Genomic DNA, 15512 nt, shown 5'->3' with positions numbered 1-15512 from the left:
TCAGCGCGGTCCCTGTTGACAGATCGGCAGGCGGGGCTTGTTTGTGCCCGTTCGCTTGGCATCGACCAGCTGAATGATCGAGACGAACAGCGCAGCGCTGTTGCGGGCCGGAAGCGGCTGGGCGAGCGTGACGATCCGCTCGATCGCGGGGCAATCGACCGGCTGTAGCCCGCGCGTCAGCGCGGGGGTAACCAGTGTTGCGAGCAAAGGCCGGGCGACATCGGTGCTAAGCAACGAAGCGATGTCGGGTCCCGTGATCTTGGCGATGGCACTCCGCCCGCGCGGCCAGGCGAGGTCTGCCTCGGCGCGGTATTTGGCGATGAAGGAGCCCGATGTTTGCCGTAGTAGCGCTGTTTCAGGCAGCGCACTGGCGCATACCCTGCCGATATCGCCAATCAGTTCGGGCACGACCGCGGCGACCAGCGCCTCGGCCTCGGTCGGGGTGACGCAAGGCAGGGTAACCGTCGCCACAACCGACTGGGCCGAAGCAGCACTGGCACCGAGGATGAGCAACAGCGCAGCGGGGATCGATCTGCGCGTCATGCCCGTGCAGGCACCCGGATCGACGCGACTGCCTGGGCAGCAATGCCTTCGCCACGCCCCGTAAAGCCGAGCTTTTCGGTGGTGGTCGCCTTAATGCTCACCTGATCGTTATCCAGGGAAAGCAGTTCAGCAATCCGTGCGCGCATCGCGTCTCGGTGCGGGCCGATCTTGGGAGCCTCGCAGATCAGCGTCAGGTCGACAAAATCGATGATGCCGCCGCGCTCTGCAATCAGGTCGGCGGCATGCTGGAGGAATTTGTAGGAGGCAGCACCACGCCATTGTGGATCGCTGGGGGGGAAGTGCGTGCCGATATCGCCTGCGCCGATCGTACCGAGCAGCGCATCGGTAAGCGCATGCAGCCCGACATCGGCGTCGCTATGGCCCGACAGGCCCTTGTCATGGGGGATCAGGATGCCACCCAGCCACAGCTCTTCGCCCACTTCGAGCCGGTGCACGTCATATCCCATCGCGGTGCGCGACACGAACGTCGCCCCGTGCCGCGCCTCAGCGGCGGCGAAATCGGCGGGATAGGTGACTTTTTCGAGCATTACATCGCCTTCTACCATTGCAACCTCGCCACCGAAACGGCGAACCATCTGTGCATCATCGGTCGCGTCTTCGCCATCGGGCCATTGTCGGTGCGCCTCGAGCACGGCCTGAAAGTGGAAGGCCTGCGGGGTCTGCACCCGAAACAGACGGTCGCGCGGCACTGTTGCCCCCAGAATCTCGATGCCCGTTGCCAGCGTATCGGCCACCGGGAGCACCGGCACGGCACCTGCGCTGTCGACCAACGCCGCGATCAGACGGTCGATCACACTCGCCGACAAAAAGGGGCGGGCGGCATCGTGGATCAGCACCAGATCGGCACCGCCCTCAGCCGCGATCCTCTCGAGACCCGCGCGCACCGAATGACGGCGCGTGGCGCCACCGGCGAGTCGAGGCACTGGCCCAATTGCCTCGTCGAGCAGCGCCTCCTGTCCTTCACCGATCGCGATGAGGACCTTACTTATCTGCGGATGGCCTGACAGTGCGGCGTGGCTGTGCGCGATCATGGGTTTGCCCGCCAGACTCGCGAACTGCTTTGGCATAGTGCCGCCCGCCCGCGTGCCGGTGCCGGCCGCGACGATCAGCGCCACAATATTGGGTTGCTCCGTCATGCCGCCCGCCTAGCGCAACCGCTTGCTGCTCGCCAGTCTTGCCAGCAGGAGCAGCTATGGGTAAACGCTGCCTGTTTTTCAGGCAGATCATGACGACGCTATCCCCCATTCAGATCGGTCCCGTGCGGATCGACAGCCCCGTGCTGCTCGCCCCGATGACGGGCGTCACCGATATGCCGTTCCGGCGGATCGTGCGGCGCTATGGATCGGGCCTCAACATATCAGAAATGATCGCCAGCCAGGCGATGATCCGCGAAACCCGCCAGTCGCTGCAAAAGGCGGCCTGGGACCCGGTCGAAGAGCCGATCTCGATGCAACTCGCCGGGTGCAGCCCTTATGAAATGGCCGAAGCCGCGAAACTCAACGAGGATCGCGGCGCGCAGATCATCGACATCAATATGGGCTGCCCCGTCAAGAAGATCGTCAATGGCGATGCCGGCTCTGCGCTGATGCGCGACCTGCCGCTCGCTGCCAGTCTGATCGAAGCGACGGTGAAGGCCGTCAAGGTACCGGTGACGGTGAAGATGCGGATGGGGTGGGATCACACCAGCCTGAACGCGCCCGAGCTCGCGCGGATCGCGCAGGATCTGGGCGCGCAGATGATCACCGTTCACGGACGCACCCGGAACCAGATGTATAAAGGGAGCGCCGACTGGGCGTTCGTCCGGCGGGTGAAGGACGCGGTGACGCTGCCGGTGATCGTCAACGGTGATATCTGCTCGATTGCCGATGCCGAGATGGCGCTTGAGCAATCGGGCGCCGACGGCGTGATGATAGGGCGCGGTGCTTACGGCAAGCCTTGGCTGCTCGGCCAGGTGATGGATTGGTTTGCAACTGGCCGGGTTCGACCCGATCCGAGCCTTGATGAACAATATCGCGTTATCATAGAGCATTATGAGGCGATGCTCGCGCTCTATGGTAACGAAACTGGCGTCAATCTCGCTCGGAAACATATCGGCTGGTACACGCGCGGACTGCACGGATCGGCTGAATTCCGCAATCGGGTGAACCAGCAGGGCGATCCCAAGGTCGTGCTGGCGATGCTGGCGGAATTCTATGCGCCGTACCGCGCCGGTTACGCCACGCTGCAAGCGGCCTGACGGGATTGCCGCAATCGGGCACCCCCGCTTATGTCGATTTCGCGCCACGACCGCTGTTTGCCGAACTGCTGGCAGCACTGCCGGTCGCTGTCCTGCTGGTCGATCCGGCAGGGCGGATCGGCTATGCCAATAGCGAGGCGGAACTGCTCCTCAATATCTCCGAACGCGCGATGCAGGGGCATGGGCTCGATCATGTGATGGTGCCACCCGCCGGCTATGGCGATCGTCGTGCTGGGCTGGGCTTTGCGGTCTATGATAGCGTGATCGAAACGACCCGGGGCGGGCGCGTACGGATCGACTTTATTGAGGCGATGGTCGCCGATCACCCCGGCTGGCGAATCATTACGCTCCACAACGGCGCGGCATCGCGGCGGCTGGGGCAGGCCGACCGGGCGGCGGCGCGGTCTGCGGTTGGCGCAGCGGCAATGCTTGCGCACGAGATCAAGAACCCGCTTTCGGGCATTCGCGGTGCCGCACAGTTGCTGGCGGACGGGGCGAGCGGCGGTGACGCTGGCGAATTGACGACGCTGATCGTGACCGAGGTCGACCGAATCGCCGCGCTGATCGACCGGATGCAGGATTTTACGGATACACGCCCGCTGTCGCTCGGCGCGCATAATGTCTATCCGATGCTCGATCACGCCCGCCGTGTCGCGCTGGCGGGCTTTGCACGCGGGATGACGATCGAAGAGCGGTTCGATCCGTCGTTGCCGCCCGTAATGGTCGATCCGGATGCCCTGATGCAGGTCATGATCAACCTCCTCAAAAATGCGCGTGAGGCGACACTTCGCCAAGCCAACGCGCGGATCAAGCTGACAACGGCATACCGTCACGGCATGGCGGTGCCCGCGACCCCGGGCAAACCGCGCCAGCGCTTGCCGATCGAGCTTTGTGTGATCGACAACGGCCCCGGCGCGCCCGCCGACATTGCCGATCACCTGTTCGATCCGTTCGTGTCGGGCAAGCCAGAGGGGCAGGGGCTTGGCCTTGCGCTGGTTGAAAAGCTGGTTCGCGATATGGGCGGGATCGTCCAATATGCGCGCGAGGGCGCCCCCGAACAAACGGTTTTCCGTATCTTGCTGCCGGCGGCTGCCAAATGAGTGGGCGCATTCTGGTCGTCGATGATGATGCCGCGATCCGAACCGTGGTCGGTCAGGCGCTGCGAAGGCTAGGCCATGACGTTAAGACGGTCGGTACGCTGGCGGATATGCACCAACAGCTTGCGGGTGGCCTGCCGGATGTGCTGATTACCGATGTCGTGCTGCCCGATGGCAACGGGCTTGATATGATATCAAGCCTGCTCATGACGCATCCAGGGCTCCCGGTAATTGTGCTGTCCGCCCAGAATACGCTGACAACAGCCGTCCGCGCGACCGAGGTGGGGGCGTTCGATTATCTGCCCAAGCCGTTCGATCTCGATATGCTGGCACGGACGGTGAAAGGCGCGCTCGATCGAGGCCATGCTGCCGCGATCAGCATCGATCCCGACGGCGACGGCCTGCCGCTGATTGGTCGGTCCCCCGCCATGCAGGATGTGTACCGCATCATCGCCCGCGTCGTGTCGAATGATCTGACCGTGTTAATCTCGGGCGAATCGGGCACCGGCAAGGAACTGGTGGCGCGCGCGGTGCATGATCTCGGGCCACGGCGTCATGCACCGTTCCTGGCGATCAACATGGCCGCCATTCCGCGCGAGCTGATCGAGGCGGAGCTTTTCGGGCATGAACGTGGCGCTTTTACCGGGGCGCAAGCGCGGTCGGCAGGGCGGTTCGAGCAGGCCGCTGGCGGTACCTTGTTCCTCGACGAAATTGGCGACATGCCGATGGAGGCGCAAACGCGCCTGCTGCGCGTGCTGCAATCGGGGGAATTCACCACGGTCGGCGGGGCACGGACGATCCGCGCCGATGTACGCATCGTTGCGGCGACCAACCGCGATCTGGCGCAGTTCGTCGCGCAGGGGCGGTTTCGCGAGGATCTGTTCTACCGGCTAAACGTCGTGCCAATCGCGCTGCCCGCTTTGCGCGAACGCCGCCAGGATATCGCGTTGCTCGCACGCTATTTCCTCGATCAGGCCGCGCAGCAGGGTTTACCGCGCAAACAGCTCGACGATGCCGCCATGGCGCTGCTCGAAAGCTATGACTGGCCGGGCAATGTTCGCGAGCTCGAGAACACGATGCGGCGTGTGGCGGTGCTTGGTCGCGATGAGGTGATCGGCGCAGACGGGGTCCAGGAAATGCTTGGCAGCGCTGGATCGGTTTCAGCCCCAACGCTTGCTGATCCTGGTATTGCCGCGGCCGTGCGCGCCCGGCTCGATCGGCTTGCGCGCGAAGAACCGACCGTACTTGACGATGGCACGCTGTATGATCGGATCATTGGTGAGGTCGAACGCCCGCTGATCGAGGCGGTACTTGCGCGTCATGGCGGCAATCAGCTGCGCGCGGCGCGAGCGCTGGGCATTAATCGCAACACGCTGCGCAAGCGGCTCGACACGCTCGACATCGACGCAACACCACAAAACGACCCTGGGTGACCCGTTCCGGTACGACCGTGCGAGCCTGGGGCACGGCGGTTGGCGAGAATATGTGTTCTCGTTGCAACTGTTGCGTTGTATAAATGCAACGATGACGTCGTCGATCGCCCCTGTTGCCGCCTCGGCGCCGCAGCGAACACTTTTTTCGGTCACTCCGTTTGTTGAGCTTGCGGTGCTGGCTGGTGCCATCGGGATTGGCATTGCGACCTATTTCATTATCGACTCCGACAAATCTGTTCAGCACCTGTTATCGCCTCCGCTGGTCGCGTTGCTGTTGGTCGCCAATCTGGTGCCGGGCGTGGCATTGCTTGTGCTAATTGGGCGGCGGGTTGCCCATCGTCGTGCGGCGCTTTCGCCAATCGGCGGCAGCGGGCGGCTCCATGTCCGCCTCGTCGCGCTGTTTTCCGTCATCGCGGCTGTGCCGATGCTGCTGGTGACGATCTTCGCCTCGCTTCTGTTCCAGTACGGCGTCGAATTCTGGTTTTCGGACAAGGCCAGCAAGATGCTGGAGAACACAACGGCCTTGGCGCGCGTGTCGTACAGCCAGATGCTCAATCGCTGGGAAGAGGCCACAGTGACGATGGCGGGGGATATGTCCACCGCGCTTAATCAACGCCAACTCAGCGATACCGCGCTCGCTGGGATATTTGCCCAGCAGGTGTTCTTTCGCAGCTTGTCGGAAGGCGTGATGTTCAAGGTGCTGCCGAGCGGTGAAATCCAGACCTTCGCGCTCGTCAATCCTTATGAAGTCGATCTCGCCAAACAGATCAGTCCGATGGCGATTGCGGCGGTCCGTGCAGGAAAGCGCAGTTATGTCTCGGTCGGTGGCGATCGCATCCGCACGGTCACGATGATTCCGCAGACCGACCAGCTTTTCCTCTATGCGGCGCGGGTTACCGACGTGAAGGTGATGGCGGACCAAACCCGACGCGCTGATGCGGTGCTCGCTGACTATCGTTCGCTGATCAAGCGATCGCGCTCGCTTCAGCTGCAATTCAATGCGGCCCTGCTGGGTATTTCGCTGATCATCGTCGGAATTGCTGTGTGGATCGCCCTTGCCGTTGCCGATCGACTGGTGCGCCCCGTGGGTGAGCTGGTGTCAGCGGCGCGTCGGGTTGAGGGTGGCGATTTGACCGCACGGGTCGCCGCGCCGACAGCGCAGGATGAGGTGGGGACGCTCGCCAACGCCTTTAACGCGATGACGAGTAGGCTGCAGCAACAAACGAGCGCGCTGGTGACCGCCAATGACCAGCTCGATAGTCGCCGCGCGCTCATTGAGGCGGTGATGTCTGGCGTCACGGCGGGCGTGATCTCGATCAGCCATGACGGCATGGTGCGGCTGATCAACAGCTCGGCGATCGCATTGTTGGGGGTGGGGGACGAAGCGCCAGTCGGCCAGCCGTTGGAAGCCGTCTCCGCCGACCTTGATGCGCTTCGCCACGGGGATGCCCGCGAAGCCGTGATCCAGATCACGGCCCGAGGGGAGGCCCGGACGTTGGCGGTGAAGATTACCGGTGACGAAGCGGGGCAAGTGCTCACCTTTGACGATATCACACAGCAATTGCTCGATCAGCGTCGCGCCGCCTGGTCCGATGTTGCACGCCGGATCGCGCATGAGATCAAGAACCCGCTGACGCCGATCCAACTCGCGGCTGAGCGGCTCCAGCGTCGGTATGGCAAGCAGATCGCCGCAGATGACGGCACCTTCGCGCGACTGACTGAAACGATCGTGCGTCAAGTGGGTGACTTGCGGCGGATGGTCGACGAATTCTCCTCCTTCGCACGGATGCCCAAGCCCGTGTTCCGTGAAGAGTCGCTGGTGGATCTCGCCCGACAATCGCTTTTCCTGCACGAAGTTGCACATGGCGATATCCGCTTTTCGCTGGTCCATGATGAGCCGCCACCATTGCTCGTCTGCGATCGCCGTCAGATCGGCCAGGCGCTGACCAACCTTGTCAAAAACGCCGTCGAGGCAATCGAGGCGGTCGAGGTGGAAACAGAACGCGAAGTCGTGATGACGCTGTCGTCCGCCAGCGACGGTCGCCAAGTGATCATTGCCGTGGCCGATAGCGGCGTCGGCTTGCCGTTCGAGCGCGACCGGATCATCGAGCCCTATATGACCACGCGTGCACGCGGCACCGGGCTCGGCCTGGCTATCGTCAAAAAAATCGTCGAGGAACATTTTGGCACGATGGCCTTTGGTGATCGAGAGGGCGGCGGGACGATCGTAACGATGACGTTCGATGCCACCATGCTCGCAACGCTCAACAGCGGCGCTGATCCGGATTGCGGTGCCGCCGAGGAAAGCCGCCTGTCGGCCCTTACCAGAAATCGGAACAGCTAATGGCGATCGATATCTTAGTCGTCGATGACGAACGCGATATTCGCGAACTCGTATCGGGTGTGCTGGAGGATGAGGGGTATGAGACACGCTGCGCTGCCGACAGCGATGCCGCGCTGGAGGCCATTGCGACTCGTCGCCCGTCGCTCGTGCTGCTCGACGTTTGGCTCAAGGATTCGCGCCTCGATGGGCTCGAGTTGCTCGATGAGCTGAAAAGGCGCGATCCGACAATTCCGGTGCTGGTTATTTCAGGCCATGGCAATCTCGACACCGCCGTTTCGGCGATCAGGCGCGGCGCGGCGGACTTTATCGAAAAGCCGTTCGAGGCCGAACGGCTCCTCTTGCTCGTCGAGCGGGCGACGGAGACCGAGCGGCTGAAGCGTGAAATCGCCTCGCTGCGCGCATCGGCGGGGCGGGAGGACGACCTGACCGGCAATTCAGGGGCGATCAACGCCGTGCGCGCGACGCTGAAGCGCGTTGCCTCGACTGGCAGCCGCGTATTGGTGATGGGCGGCGCGGGCGTTGGCAAGGAAGTCGCGGCGCGGCTCCTCCACGGGTGGAGCACGCGTGCATCGGCGCCGTTCATCGTCGTGAGCGCCGCGCGAATGACGCCGGAACGAGTCGAGGAAGAGTTATTCGGGGTGGAGGAGGGGGGCTATGTTGTCCGCCCTGGCCTGCTCGAACAGGCGCATGGCGGCACCCTGTTTCTCGATGAAATTGCTGACATGCCGCTGGCAACCCAGGGCCGCATTCTAAGAGTGCTGACTGAACAGAGTTTTACCCGTGTCGGTGGGCAGCGCCAGGTACGGGTGGACGTCCGTGTCGTTTCGGCCACCGCGCGTGACCTGACGATCGAGATATCGGAAGGGCGGTTCCGAGAAGATTTATACTATCGGCTGAACGTTGTGCCGGTCCTTATTCCGGGGCTGAGCGAGCGGCGCGAGGATATTCCAGCACTGGTCGAGCATTTCGTGGCGCATTACGCTGCGCAGCGCCGCGTGCCGACTCCAGAGGTCGCAGCTGATGCGATGGTCGCGCTGCAAAGCTATGAATGGCCTGGCAATGTTCGCCAGCTGAGGAACGTGGTCGAACGCACGGTCATCCTCGCCCCGGGCGATCGGATCGGGCGGATCGACGTCGATCTGCTGCCGGTTGAAGTGCTTGGCGATCGCGGTGATCTGGGCGCGGCAGGAGCCAATGCGATCATGGCATCACCCTTGCGTGAAGCCAGAGAGACGTTTGAGCGCGAATATCTGCGCGTTCAGATTCGGCGGTTTTCCGGGAACATTTCGCGCACGGCGACCTTTATCGGCATGGAACGATCAGCGCTCCACCGGAAGCTGAAACTGCTGGGGATCACGGAAACGCGGGACGAATAAGCAATCGTCGTGCTATGGACGCGCGGGTTGTGGCTACCTAGATTGCTGGTCTGATACTTCTGTCGCACATGTTGGTGCGATCAATCCGACGCCGGGAACCGGCGCATCGCGGGGCACCCCCCGCCAATAACAAGGAAGCCGATATGGCCGACAAGCAAACCTCGCTTCAGGATTTGTTCCTCAACGCCCTGCGCCGCTCAAAGGCGCCGGTGACGATGTTCCTCGTCAAGGGCGTGAAGCTGCAGGGCATCGTGACCTGGTTCGATAATTTTTCGGTGCTGCTGCGCCGCGATGGCCAGTCGCAGCTGATCTACAAGCACGCGATCTCCACGATCATGCCGTCGGGTCCGATCGACGTCGACGCAATTCTCGACGCTGTGGGCGAAGCGCAGAAAAAGCAGCCGCTGCTGCAGGAAATTTTCCTGAATGCCGTCCGCAAATCGGCTGACCCGGTGACGATGTTTCTGGTCAACGGCGTGATGTTGCAGGGGCATATCGCCGCGTTCGACTTGTTCTGCATGTTGTTGCAGCGCGATGGCATGGCACAGCTTGTGTACAAGCACGCGGTGTCGACGATCCAGCCGGCGCATCCGCTGAACCTGGCCGAAGAAACAACCGACACGGACGACGATTGAGTACCGGGTTTGACCGGGACCGTGATGATTTCGCGCGCGGTGCCCGAGCCATTATCGTCCTGCCAGAACATGGCCTGAACCCGCGCGATGCCGACGCCCGACTGGCCGAGACGGCGGGTCTTGCCGAGGCGATTGGCTTGGTCGTCGTCGACCGGGTCGCCGTGCGCGTGCGGGCTCCCAAGCCCGCCACGCTGATCGGCAGCGGCCAGATCGAAACGATCGCGGCGGTGGTGCGGATGGAAGAGGCGGGGCTGGTTATCTTTGATGCCGCGCTCACCCCCGTTCAGCAGCGTAACCTGGAAAAGGCACTCGAAGCCAAGGTGATCGACCGAACCGGCTTGATCCTCGAGATTTTCGGCGAGCGCGCCGCGACAGCCGAGGGGCGGTTACAGGTGGAACTCGCCCATCTCGATTATCAGGCGGGGCGACTGGTGCGCAGCTGGACCCATCTTGAGCGCCAGCGCGGTGGCTTCGGCTTCCTGGGTGGCCCGGGCGAAACCCAGATCGAGGCCGATCGTCGTCTGATCCGTGACCGGATGGCGCGCCTCAAGCGTGAGCTCGAAGCAGTGACGCGGACGCGAGGGCTCCACCGCGATCGCCGCCAGCGCGCGCCATGGCCGGTGGTGGCATTGGTCGGCTATACCAACGCCGGGAAATCAACGTTGTTTAACCGCGTAACGGGTGCTGACGTCATGGCGGAAGACCTGCTGTTCGCCACGCTTGACCCGACGCTCAGGCAGATATCATTGCCCGGGATCGACAAGGCGATCCTGTCTGACACGGTGGGGTTCGTTTCTGATCTGCCGACGCAGTTGGTCGCCGCGTTCAAGGCGACGCTTGAGGAAGTGGTGTCGGCCGATTTCCTGATCCACGTGCGCGATATCGCGCATCCAGACAGCGCCGCGCAATGCGCAGATGTTGAAAAGGTGCTGCGCGAGATTGGCGTGGCAGAGACGACCCCGCGGTTTGAGGCATGGAACAAGCTCGATTTGCTGAGCGGTGATGTGCGCGCGGATGTGATCGGCGATGCGGAACGTCGTGACGACGTCATGCTGATTTCCGCGCTCGACGGGGAAGGGGTGAGTGACCTGCTTACCCGGGTGGCTGCGCGGCTGACCGAGGGGCATCGGCGGTACCAGGTCGCGCTGGCATCATCCGACGGCGCGGGGGCGGCTTGGCTGCACGCGCATGGGGAAGTGATTGGTTCGATCGTCGAGGGAGACGCGGCCGTTTACGACGTGCGATTGGCTGCGCGCGATTACGAACGTTTCATGCAGCGGTCGATTTGACCCGTTGCCAAAGGACTTCCTTCTCATCGAGCGACATTTCTTCAAACGTTTCGCCAGCAATTGATTCCATCGCACTGAAACGGTGCTCGAATTTGCTGTTGGCGCGGCGAAGAGCGGCCTCGGCGTCGACACCCAGGTGACGTGCCCAGTTAACGACGGCGAACAACAGGTCACCGACCTCCTCGGTGCGGTGATCCGCGCTGGTTGCTGATTCAACCTCAGCGATCTCTTCATCGATCTTCGCACGCGGACCATCGGTATCCGGCCAGTCGAATCCCGTCCGTGCAGCGCGCTTCTGGAGCTTTTCAGCGCGCATCAGCGCGGGCAGGCCGCGCGCAACGCCATCAAGCGCCCCGGATCGGGCCTTGGCGGCGCGTTCGTCGGCCTTGATTTGTTCCCATAGGTGAGGGCCGGTACCGGCGCGTTCTTCATCGCTGCCGAAAATATGCGGATGTCGCCGTTCCATCTTGTCGCTGATCGCTGCGACGACGTCGGCGAGCGCGAAATGGCCTTTCTCCTCGGCCATACGGCTGTGGAACACGACCTGGAGCAGCAGATCGCCGAGTTCATCCTTCAGATCCGTCATGTCGCCACGGTCGATTGCGTCGGCGACTTCATGCGCTTCTTCGATCGTGTACGGTGCGATCGAGGCGAAATCCTGGGCAAGATCCCACGAACAGCCCGTGGCCGGATCACGCAACTGCGCCATGATGGTTACCAGCCTGTCAACCATGATGGGGGCCTTTCCGGTTCATTGCGATCTCAGTTCGATAATATACATTATGTTAAATGAGACTCATGTCGCAGGATGAGGTTCGAGGATCATCCTGTCCCCCTCGACCCGCCAGCTTTTTAGCGACGACAGGAAGTTCATCCCGATCAGACCATCGCCAAAGGTCGGCGCGACGCTCACTGATAATTCATTGGCATGGATTGGTCCCACGTCGAACGATGTGACCGTCGCGCGTTTCGCCACGATCGTGCCGTTTGCCGTGTCAACGATTGTGCCAAATGGATCACTGACTTCGATCCCGGCGGCACGTGCTGTTGCTTCCGAAATCGCCGTCACGGTTGCGCCGCTATCGATCAGCATGCGTTGGCGGTGTCCATTGATCGACACCGTCGTCCAAAAATGGCCGTCATCGCTGCGCTGGATAATGACCGTGCTGCCGCTGACCTGTTGATCCACCAGCCCAAGTGCCACCGGTACATCGGTGAGCCTGACGCCGTTGCGCAGTGTCGCCGTGACGGCCAACAGCGCGACCGCAAAGATCGCCGCCCAAGCCGCAGCCATTTTTAGCGTCGCGCTCATCGGTAAGCGGCGTGCCAGCAGCGCGCTAAGCGGCAGGATCAGCATCAACGCCATCATTGCGGCGGAAAAGCCCGTATCCCCGTTCATGCGCTTAGCTCCAGTCCGTCATAGCCTGGTTCGACCTCGGCGGGCAGCGTGGCGACAAGCGTATCATAGTCCATTGTCTGATCCATATGGATCAAAGCCGCGCGCTTTGGCGCGAGCGCCTCAATTTGCGCCAGAGTGTAATCGAGGTGCGCGTGTGACGGATGCGGCGCGCGGCGAAGCGCATCGACCACCCAGATGTCGAGACCATGGTAAAGCGCCGCCATGGCCGACGTGACGGCATGGAAATCCGTGGCATAGCCGATAGCGGCGCCGTCGGCCTCGAACCGCAATCCCGCACTCATGATCGCGCCGTGTGGCTGATCGGCTACTGAGACGGTAATGTCGCCGATGATGATTTGATCGGGCAGTTCTTCGCCCGCAACCGTTGGCGGGTAGCCCGTGCGCCCGGAAAAGGCATAGCTGAACCGGCTTTGCAGATGGGAGAGCGTCTCGGCGCGCGCCAACCCCCGCACTGGCGCACCGCGGGCGTGATAGAGCTGTCGAAGGTCGTCGATGCCGTGACAGTGATCGGCATGGTCATGGGTCCAGATCACGGCGTCGATATGGCTCACATCGGCACGCAACAGCTGTTCGCGCATATCAGGGCTGGTATCGACCAGAATGCGCGTCGTCGCCGTTTCGACCAGCACAGAGGCTCGCGTGCGGCGATTGCGCGGATTGGTGGGGTCGCACGCGCCCCAGTCATTGCCGATCCGGGGCACACCCGATGATGTACCGCTCCCCAGAATGCGGACCTTCATGGCGTCACTTTGGTAAACAGCCGATGAAAATTGGCGCTGGTCGCGGCTGCCAGCGTCATGACGTCAACGCCGCGCAGATCGGCAAGAAACCGCGCCGTATCAGCGACAAAGGCCGGTTCACCGGTCTTTCCGCGGTGCGGTACCGGTGCCAGGAACGGCGCGTCGGTTTCAATGAGCAGCCGCTCGATCGGCACCCGCGCGGCAGTTCCCTGAAGCGCCTTTGCGTTCTTGAACGTCACGATGCCGGAGATCGAAATGTAGAAACCTAGGTCGAGCGCGATATCGGCAAAGGCGTCGCTGGCGGTGAAGCAATGGATGACGCCGGGATACGCCCCCTTCCCCATTTCGTCGCGCAGGATGGCGGCGGTATCATCCTCGGCATCGCGGGTGTGGACGATGATCGGCAGCCCGGTTTCGCGGGCCGCGGCGATATGTGCGCGAAAGCTCGTTTGCTGCTGGTCGCGGTCGCGATGGTCGTAATAATAATCCAGCCCGCTTTCGCCAATGCCGACGACGCGGGGATGCTGCGCACGATCGACCAGTTTCGCCGTATCGACATGGGCATGGCTGTCCGCCTCATGCGGGTGAATGCCGACGGTCGCCCAGATAGCGGTCTCGCGCTCGGCGATGCCGATGACGTCATCCCATTCGCTTTCGCGGGTGGAGATCGTGAGCATCGTGCCAACACCGGCCGCGCGCGCGCGTTCGAGCACTTCCTGCTGTTGCTCAACCAAGCCCTTGTAATTCAAGTGACAATGACTGTCGATGAAGGTCATACCACGACCTCCACCGGCACCTCTAGCCGCGGAAATAACGGCACAGGCTGGTCGAGGCGGAAGTCGCTTTCGGCCAGGGGCGAATACCAATGGCTGGCAATCCCTTCGGGCGTGCGCAGCGCCGGATCGATCCCCATCGCGTCGAGCAACTTGTTCGCGCTGCCGGGGATCACCGGCAGGATCGCCACGGCAAGCTGCGCGATGCAGATGTAAAGCGTCGCGAGCACCGTCTCCATCCGCTCTGGATCGGTCTTTTTCAGTGCCCACGGGGCTTGCTCGTCGACATAGGCATTGCAGGCGAACACGGCCTGAATCCATGCCTCCGTCGCCTGAGAGAGTGCGAGATCAGCAAAGGCACGCGGCATCGTGTCGCGGACCGTGGTGTCGACCAGCGCGAACAATGCGGAATCGGCGGGTATATGGCCCCGGATCTGGGGCAAATAAGCGTCGCAATTCTTGAAAATCTGCGACAGCGTTCGCTGCGCCAGATTACCGAAACTATTCGCCAGATCGGCATTGGCGCGGGTCACGATCGCCTCGGCCGAAAAACTGCCATCCTGCCCGAAGCTGATATCGCGCAGCAGGAAGTAGCGCAGCGCATCGACGCCATAGAGCCGCGCAAGATCGAGCGGATCGACGACGTTGCCGGCCGATTTGCTCATTTTTTCGCCCGATCGGCTCAGCACGAAGCCATGCCCGTACACCGTTTTGGGTAGTGGCAGCCCGGCCGACATCAGGAATGCGGGCCAGTACACGGCGTGGAACCGCACGATATCCTTGCCGATCAAGTGCAGATCGGCCGGCCAGCGCTTCGCAAACTCTCCTTGCACGTCATCAGGATAGCCAAGGCCCGTAATGTAATTGGTCAGCGCATCGACCCACACATACATCACATGACCTGGGCTGCCCGGTACTGGCACGCCCCAGTCGAAACTGGTCCGCGATACCGACAGATCGGATAGCCCCCCTTCCACAAAGCGCATCGTTTCGTTGCGGCGGCTTTCGGGCTGGATGAACTCAGGATGGGCGGCATAATGATCGAGCAGCGGTTGCTGGTATTTCGAGAGGCGGAAGAACCACGTTTCCTCTGCTGTCCAATCGACTGGTGTGCCTTGCGGGGATAGCTTGACGCCCCCTTCCCCCTCGACCAGTTCCTTCTCGTCGTAAAAGGCTTCGTCGCGGACGGAGTACCAGCCTTCGTAGCGATCAAGATACAAGTCGCCCGCATCCGCCATCGCTTGCCACAGCGCCTGGCTGGCCGCGTAATGATCCTCATCGGTGGTACGAATGAAACGATCATAGCTGATGTTAAGTGTATCAGCCATTTCACGGAAATAGCCTGACATTTCGGTTGCCAGCGCACGCGTCTCCATGCCGCGGTCACGCGCGGTCTGCACCATTTTCAGGCCGTGTTCGTCCGTACCCGTCTGAAACCGCACGTCGCGCCCCATTTGGCGGTGAAAGCGCGCAATGGTATCCGCGGCGATCGCTTCATAGGCATGGCCGATATGCGGCCGTCCATTGGGGTAATTGATCGCGGTGGTGATGTAATAGGGTTCGGCCATCCCGCGTCCCTAAAGCAACATCGCACTCAATTGAAGC

14 protein-coding genes are annotated in these 15512 nt (G+C 62.2%); 7 read left to right on the top strand and 7 right to left on the bottom strand.

Translation table 11 applies throughout. The features are described from left to right. Both B7Y49_RS01120 and B7Y49_RS01115 read right to left on the bottom strand, forming a co-directional pair. The gene (locus tag B7Y49_RS01120) at window positions 1-543 is read right to left on the bottom strand and encodes a hypothetical protein (RefSeq protein WP_374125717.1); all 543 of its coding nucleotides are present in this window, start codon (window positions 541-543) and stop codon (window positions 1-3) included. Next, the gene (locus tag B7Y49_RS01115; protein WP_374125716.1) at window positions 540-1700 is read right to left on the bottom strand and encodes a bifunctional 2-C-methyl-D-erythritol 4-phosphate cytidylyltransferase/2-C-methyl-D-erythritol 2,4-cyclodiphosphate synthase; all 1161 of its coding nucleotides are present in this window, start codon (window positions 1698-1700) and stop codon (window positions 540-542) included. Before B7Y49_RS01115 ends, B7Y49_RS01120 begins: the two co-directional genes overlap by 4 nt. Before the next feature lie 89 nt (window positions 1701-1789). Here B7Y49_RS01115 and dusB point away from each other — a divergent pair, with 89 nt between their 5' ends. The 7 genes from dusB (at window position 1790) to hflX (ending at window position 10974) form a co-directional block, all read left to right on the top strand. Next, window positions 1790-2800, top strand: a complete 1011-nt coding sequence (dusB, locus tag B7Y49_RS01110) for a tRNA-dihydrouridine synthase (RefSeq protein WP_374125802.1) — start codon at window positions 1790-1792, stop codon at window positions 2798-2800. Between the two features lie 5 nt (window positions 2801-2805). Then, window positions 2806-3900 carry a nitrogen regulation protein NR(II) gene (locus B7Y49_RS01105; RefSeq protein ID WP_374125715.1) on the top strand — a complete coding sequence of 365 codons (1095 nt, stop codon included), beginning with the start codon at window positions 2806-2808 and terminating at the stop codon, window positions 3898-3900. Next, the gene (ntrC, locus tag B7Y49_RS01100) at window positions 3897-5330 is read left to right on the top strand and encodes a nitrogen regulation protein NR(I) (protein WP_374125714.1); all 1434 of its coding nucleotides are present in this window, start codon (window positions 3897-3899) and stop codon (window positions 5328-5330) included. The genes B7Y49_RS01105 and ntrC overlap by 4 nt, the downstream gene beginning before the upstream one ends. 91 nt (window positions 5331-5421) lie before the next feature. Beyond that, window positions 5422-7674 (top strand): ATP-binding protein, encoded by a 2253-nt coding sequence (locus tag B7Y49_RS01095; protein ID WP_374125713.1) that lies wholly within the window; start codon window positions 5422-5424, stop codon window positions 7672-7674. Beyond that, entirely contained in the window at window positions 7674-9050 is a 1377-nt protein-coding gene (locus B7Y49_RS01090; protein ID WP_374125712.1) for a sigma-54 dependent transcriptional regulator, read from the top strand. The genes B7Y49_RS01095 and B7Y49_RS01090 overlap by 1 nt, the downstream gene beginning before the upstream one ends. A gap of 68 nt (window positions 9051-9118) precedes the next feature. Continuing rightward, window positions 9119-9685 carry an RNA chaperone Hfq gene (hfq, locus tag B7Y49_RS01085; RefSeq protein ID WP_374125711.1) on the top strand — a complete coding sequence of 189 codons (567 nt, stop codon included), beginning with the start codon at window positions 9119-9121 and terminating at the stop codon, window positions 9683-9685. Then, the gene (gene hflX, locus B7Y49_RS01080) at window positions 9682-10974 is read left to right on the top strand and encodes a GTPase HflX (RefSeq protein ID WP_374125710.1); all 1293 of its coding nucleotides are present in this window, start codon (window positions 9682-9684) and stop codon (window positions 10972-10974) included. Before hfq ends, hflX begins: the two co-directional genes overlap by 4 nt. Here hflX and mazG read toward each other — a convergent pair. The 5 genes from mazG to metG form a co-directional block, all read right to left on the bottom strand. Continuing rightward, on the bottom strand, window positions 10955-11707 hold the full coding sequence (gene mazG / locus B7Y49_RS01075; protein ID WP_374125709.1) for a YabN family protein: 753 nt from the start codon (window positions 11705-11707) through the stop codon (window positions 10955-10957). The genes hflX and mazG overlap by 20 nt on opposite strands. Before the next feature lie 63 nt (window positions 11708-11770). Further along, on the bottom strand, window positions 11771-12373 hold the full coding sequence (locus B7Y49_RS01070; RefSeq protein WP_374125708.1) for a TIGR02281 family clan AA aspartic protease: 603 nt from the start codon (window positions 12371-12373) through the stop codon (window positions 11771-11773). Continuing rightward, window positions 12370-13134 carry an MBL fold metallo-hydrolase gene (locus B7Y49_RS01065; protein WP_374125707.1) on the bottom strand — a complete coding sequence of 255 codons (765 nt, stop codon included), beginning with the start codon at window positions 13132-13134 and terminating at the stop codon, window positions 12370-12372. Before B7Y49_RS01065 ends, B7Y49_RS01070 begins: the two co-directional genes overlap by 4 nt. After that, window positions 13131-13910, bottom strand: coding sequence for a TatD family hydrolase (locus tag B7Y49_RS01060; RefSeq protein WP_374125706.1), 780 nt, complete (start codon window positions 13908-13910; stop codon window positions 13131-13133). The genes B7Y49_RS01065 and B7Y49_RS01060 overlap by 4 nt, the downstream gene beginning before the upstream one ends. Beyond that, entirely contained in the window at window positions 13907-15475 is a 1569-nt protein-coding gene (gene metG / locus B7Y49_RS01055) for a methionine--tRNA ligase (RefSeq protein WP_374125705.1), read from the bottom strand. The genes B7Y49_RS01060 and metG overlap by 4 nt, the downstream gene beginning before the upstream one ends. Between the last annotated feature and the right edge of the window lie 37 nt (window positions 15476-15512).

The sequence above is a fragment of the Sphingomonas sp. 28-62-11 genome, assembly GCF_002278865.1.
Taxonomy (GTDB): domain Bacteria; phylum Pseudomonadota; class Alphaproteobacteria; order Sphingomonadales; family Sphingomonadaceae; genus Sphingomonas.
Note: the sequence above shows the minus strand (reverse complement) of the source record. Positions and strands in the feature narration are given on the sequence as shown.

Bases quoted from the DNA above. Each gene is read 5' to 3' on its own strand.
- B7Y49_RS01120 (WP_374125717.1), bottom strand. From the start codon at position 543: ATGACGCGCAGATCGATCCCCGCTGCGCTGTTGCTCATCCTCGGTGCC.
- B7Y49_RS01115 (WP_374125716.1), bottom strand. From the start codon at position 1,700: ATGACGGAGCAACCCAATATTGTGGCGCTGATCGTCGCGGCCGGCACC.
- dusB (WP_374125802.1), top strand. From the start codon at position 1,790: ATGACGACGCTATCCCCCATTCAGATCGGTCCCGTGCGGATCGACAGC.
- ntrC (WP_374125714.1), top strand. From the start codon at position 3,897: ATGAGTGGGCGCATTCTGGTCGTCGATGATGATGCCGCGATCCGAACC.
- B7Y49_RS01095 (WP_374125713.1), top strand. From the start codon at position 5,422: ATGACGTCGTCGATCGCCCCTGTTGCCGCCTCGGCGCCGCAGCGAACA.
- B7Y49_RS01090 (WP_374125712.1), top strand. From the start codon at position 7,674: ATGGCGATCGATATCTTAGTCGTCGATGACGAACGCGATATTCGCGAA.
- hfq (WP_374125711.1), top strand. From the start codon at position 9,119: ATGTTGGTGCGATCAATCCGACGCCGGGAACCGGCGCATCGCGGGGCA.
- mazG (WP_374125709.1), bottom strand. From the start codon at position 11,707: ATGGTTGACAGGCTGGTAACCATCATGGCGCAGTTGCGTGATCCGGCC.
- B7Y49_RS01070 (WP_374125708.1), bottom strand. From the start codon at position 12,373: ATGAACGGGGATACGGGCTTTTCCGCCGCAATGATGGCGTTGATGCTG.
- B7Y49_RS01065 (WP_374125707.1), bottom strand. From the start codon at position 13,134: ATGAAGGTCCGCATTCTGGGGAGCGGTACATCATCGGGTGTGCCCCGG.
- B7Y49_RS01060 (WP_374125706.1), bottom strand. From the start codon at position 13,910: ATGACCTTCATCGACAGTCATTGTCACTTGAATTACAAGGGCTTGGTT.
- metG (WP_374125705.1), bottom strand. From the start codon at position 15,475: ATGGCCGAACCCTATTACATCACCACCGCGATCAATTACCCCAATGGA.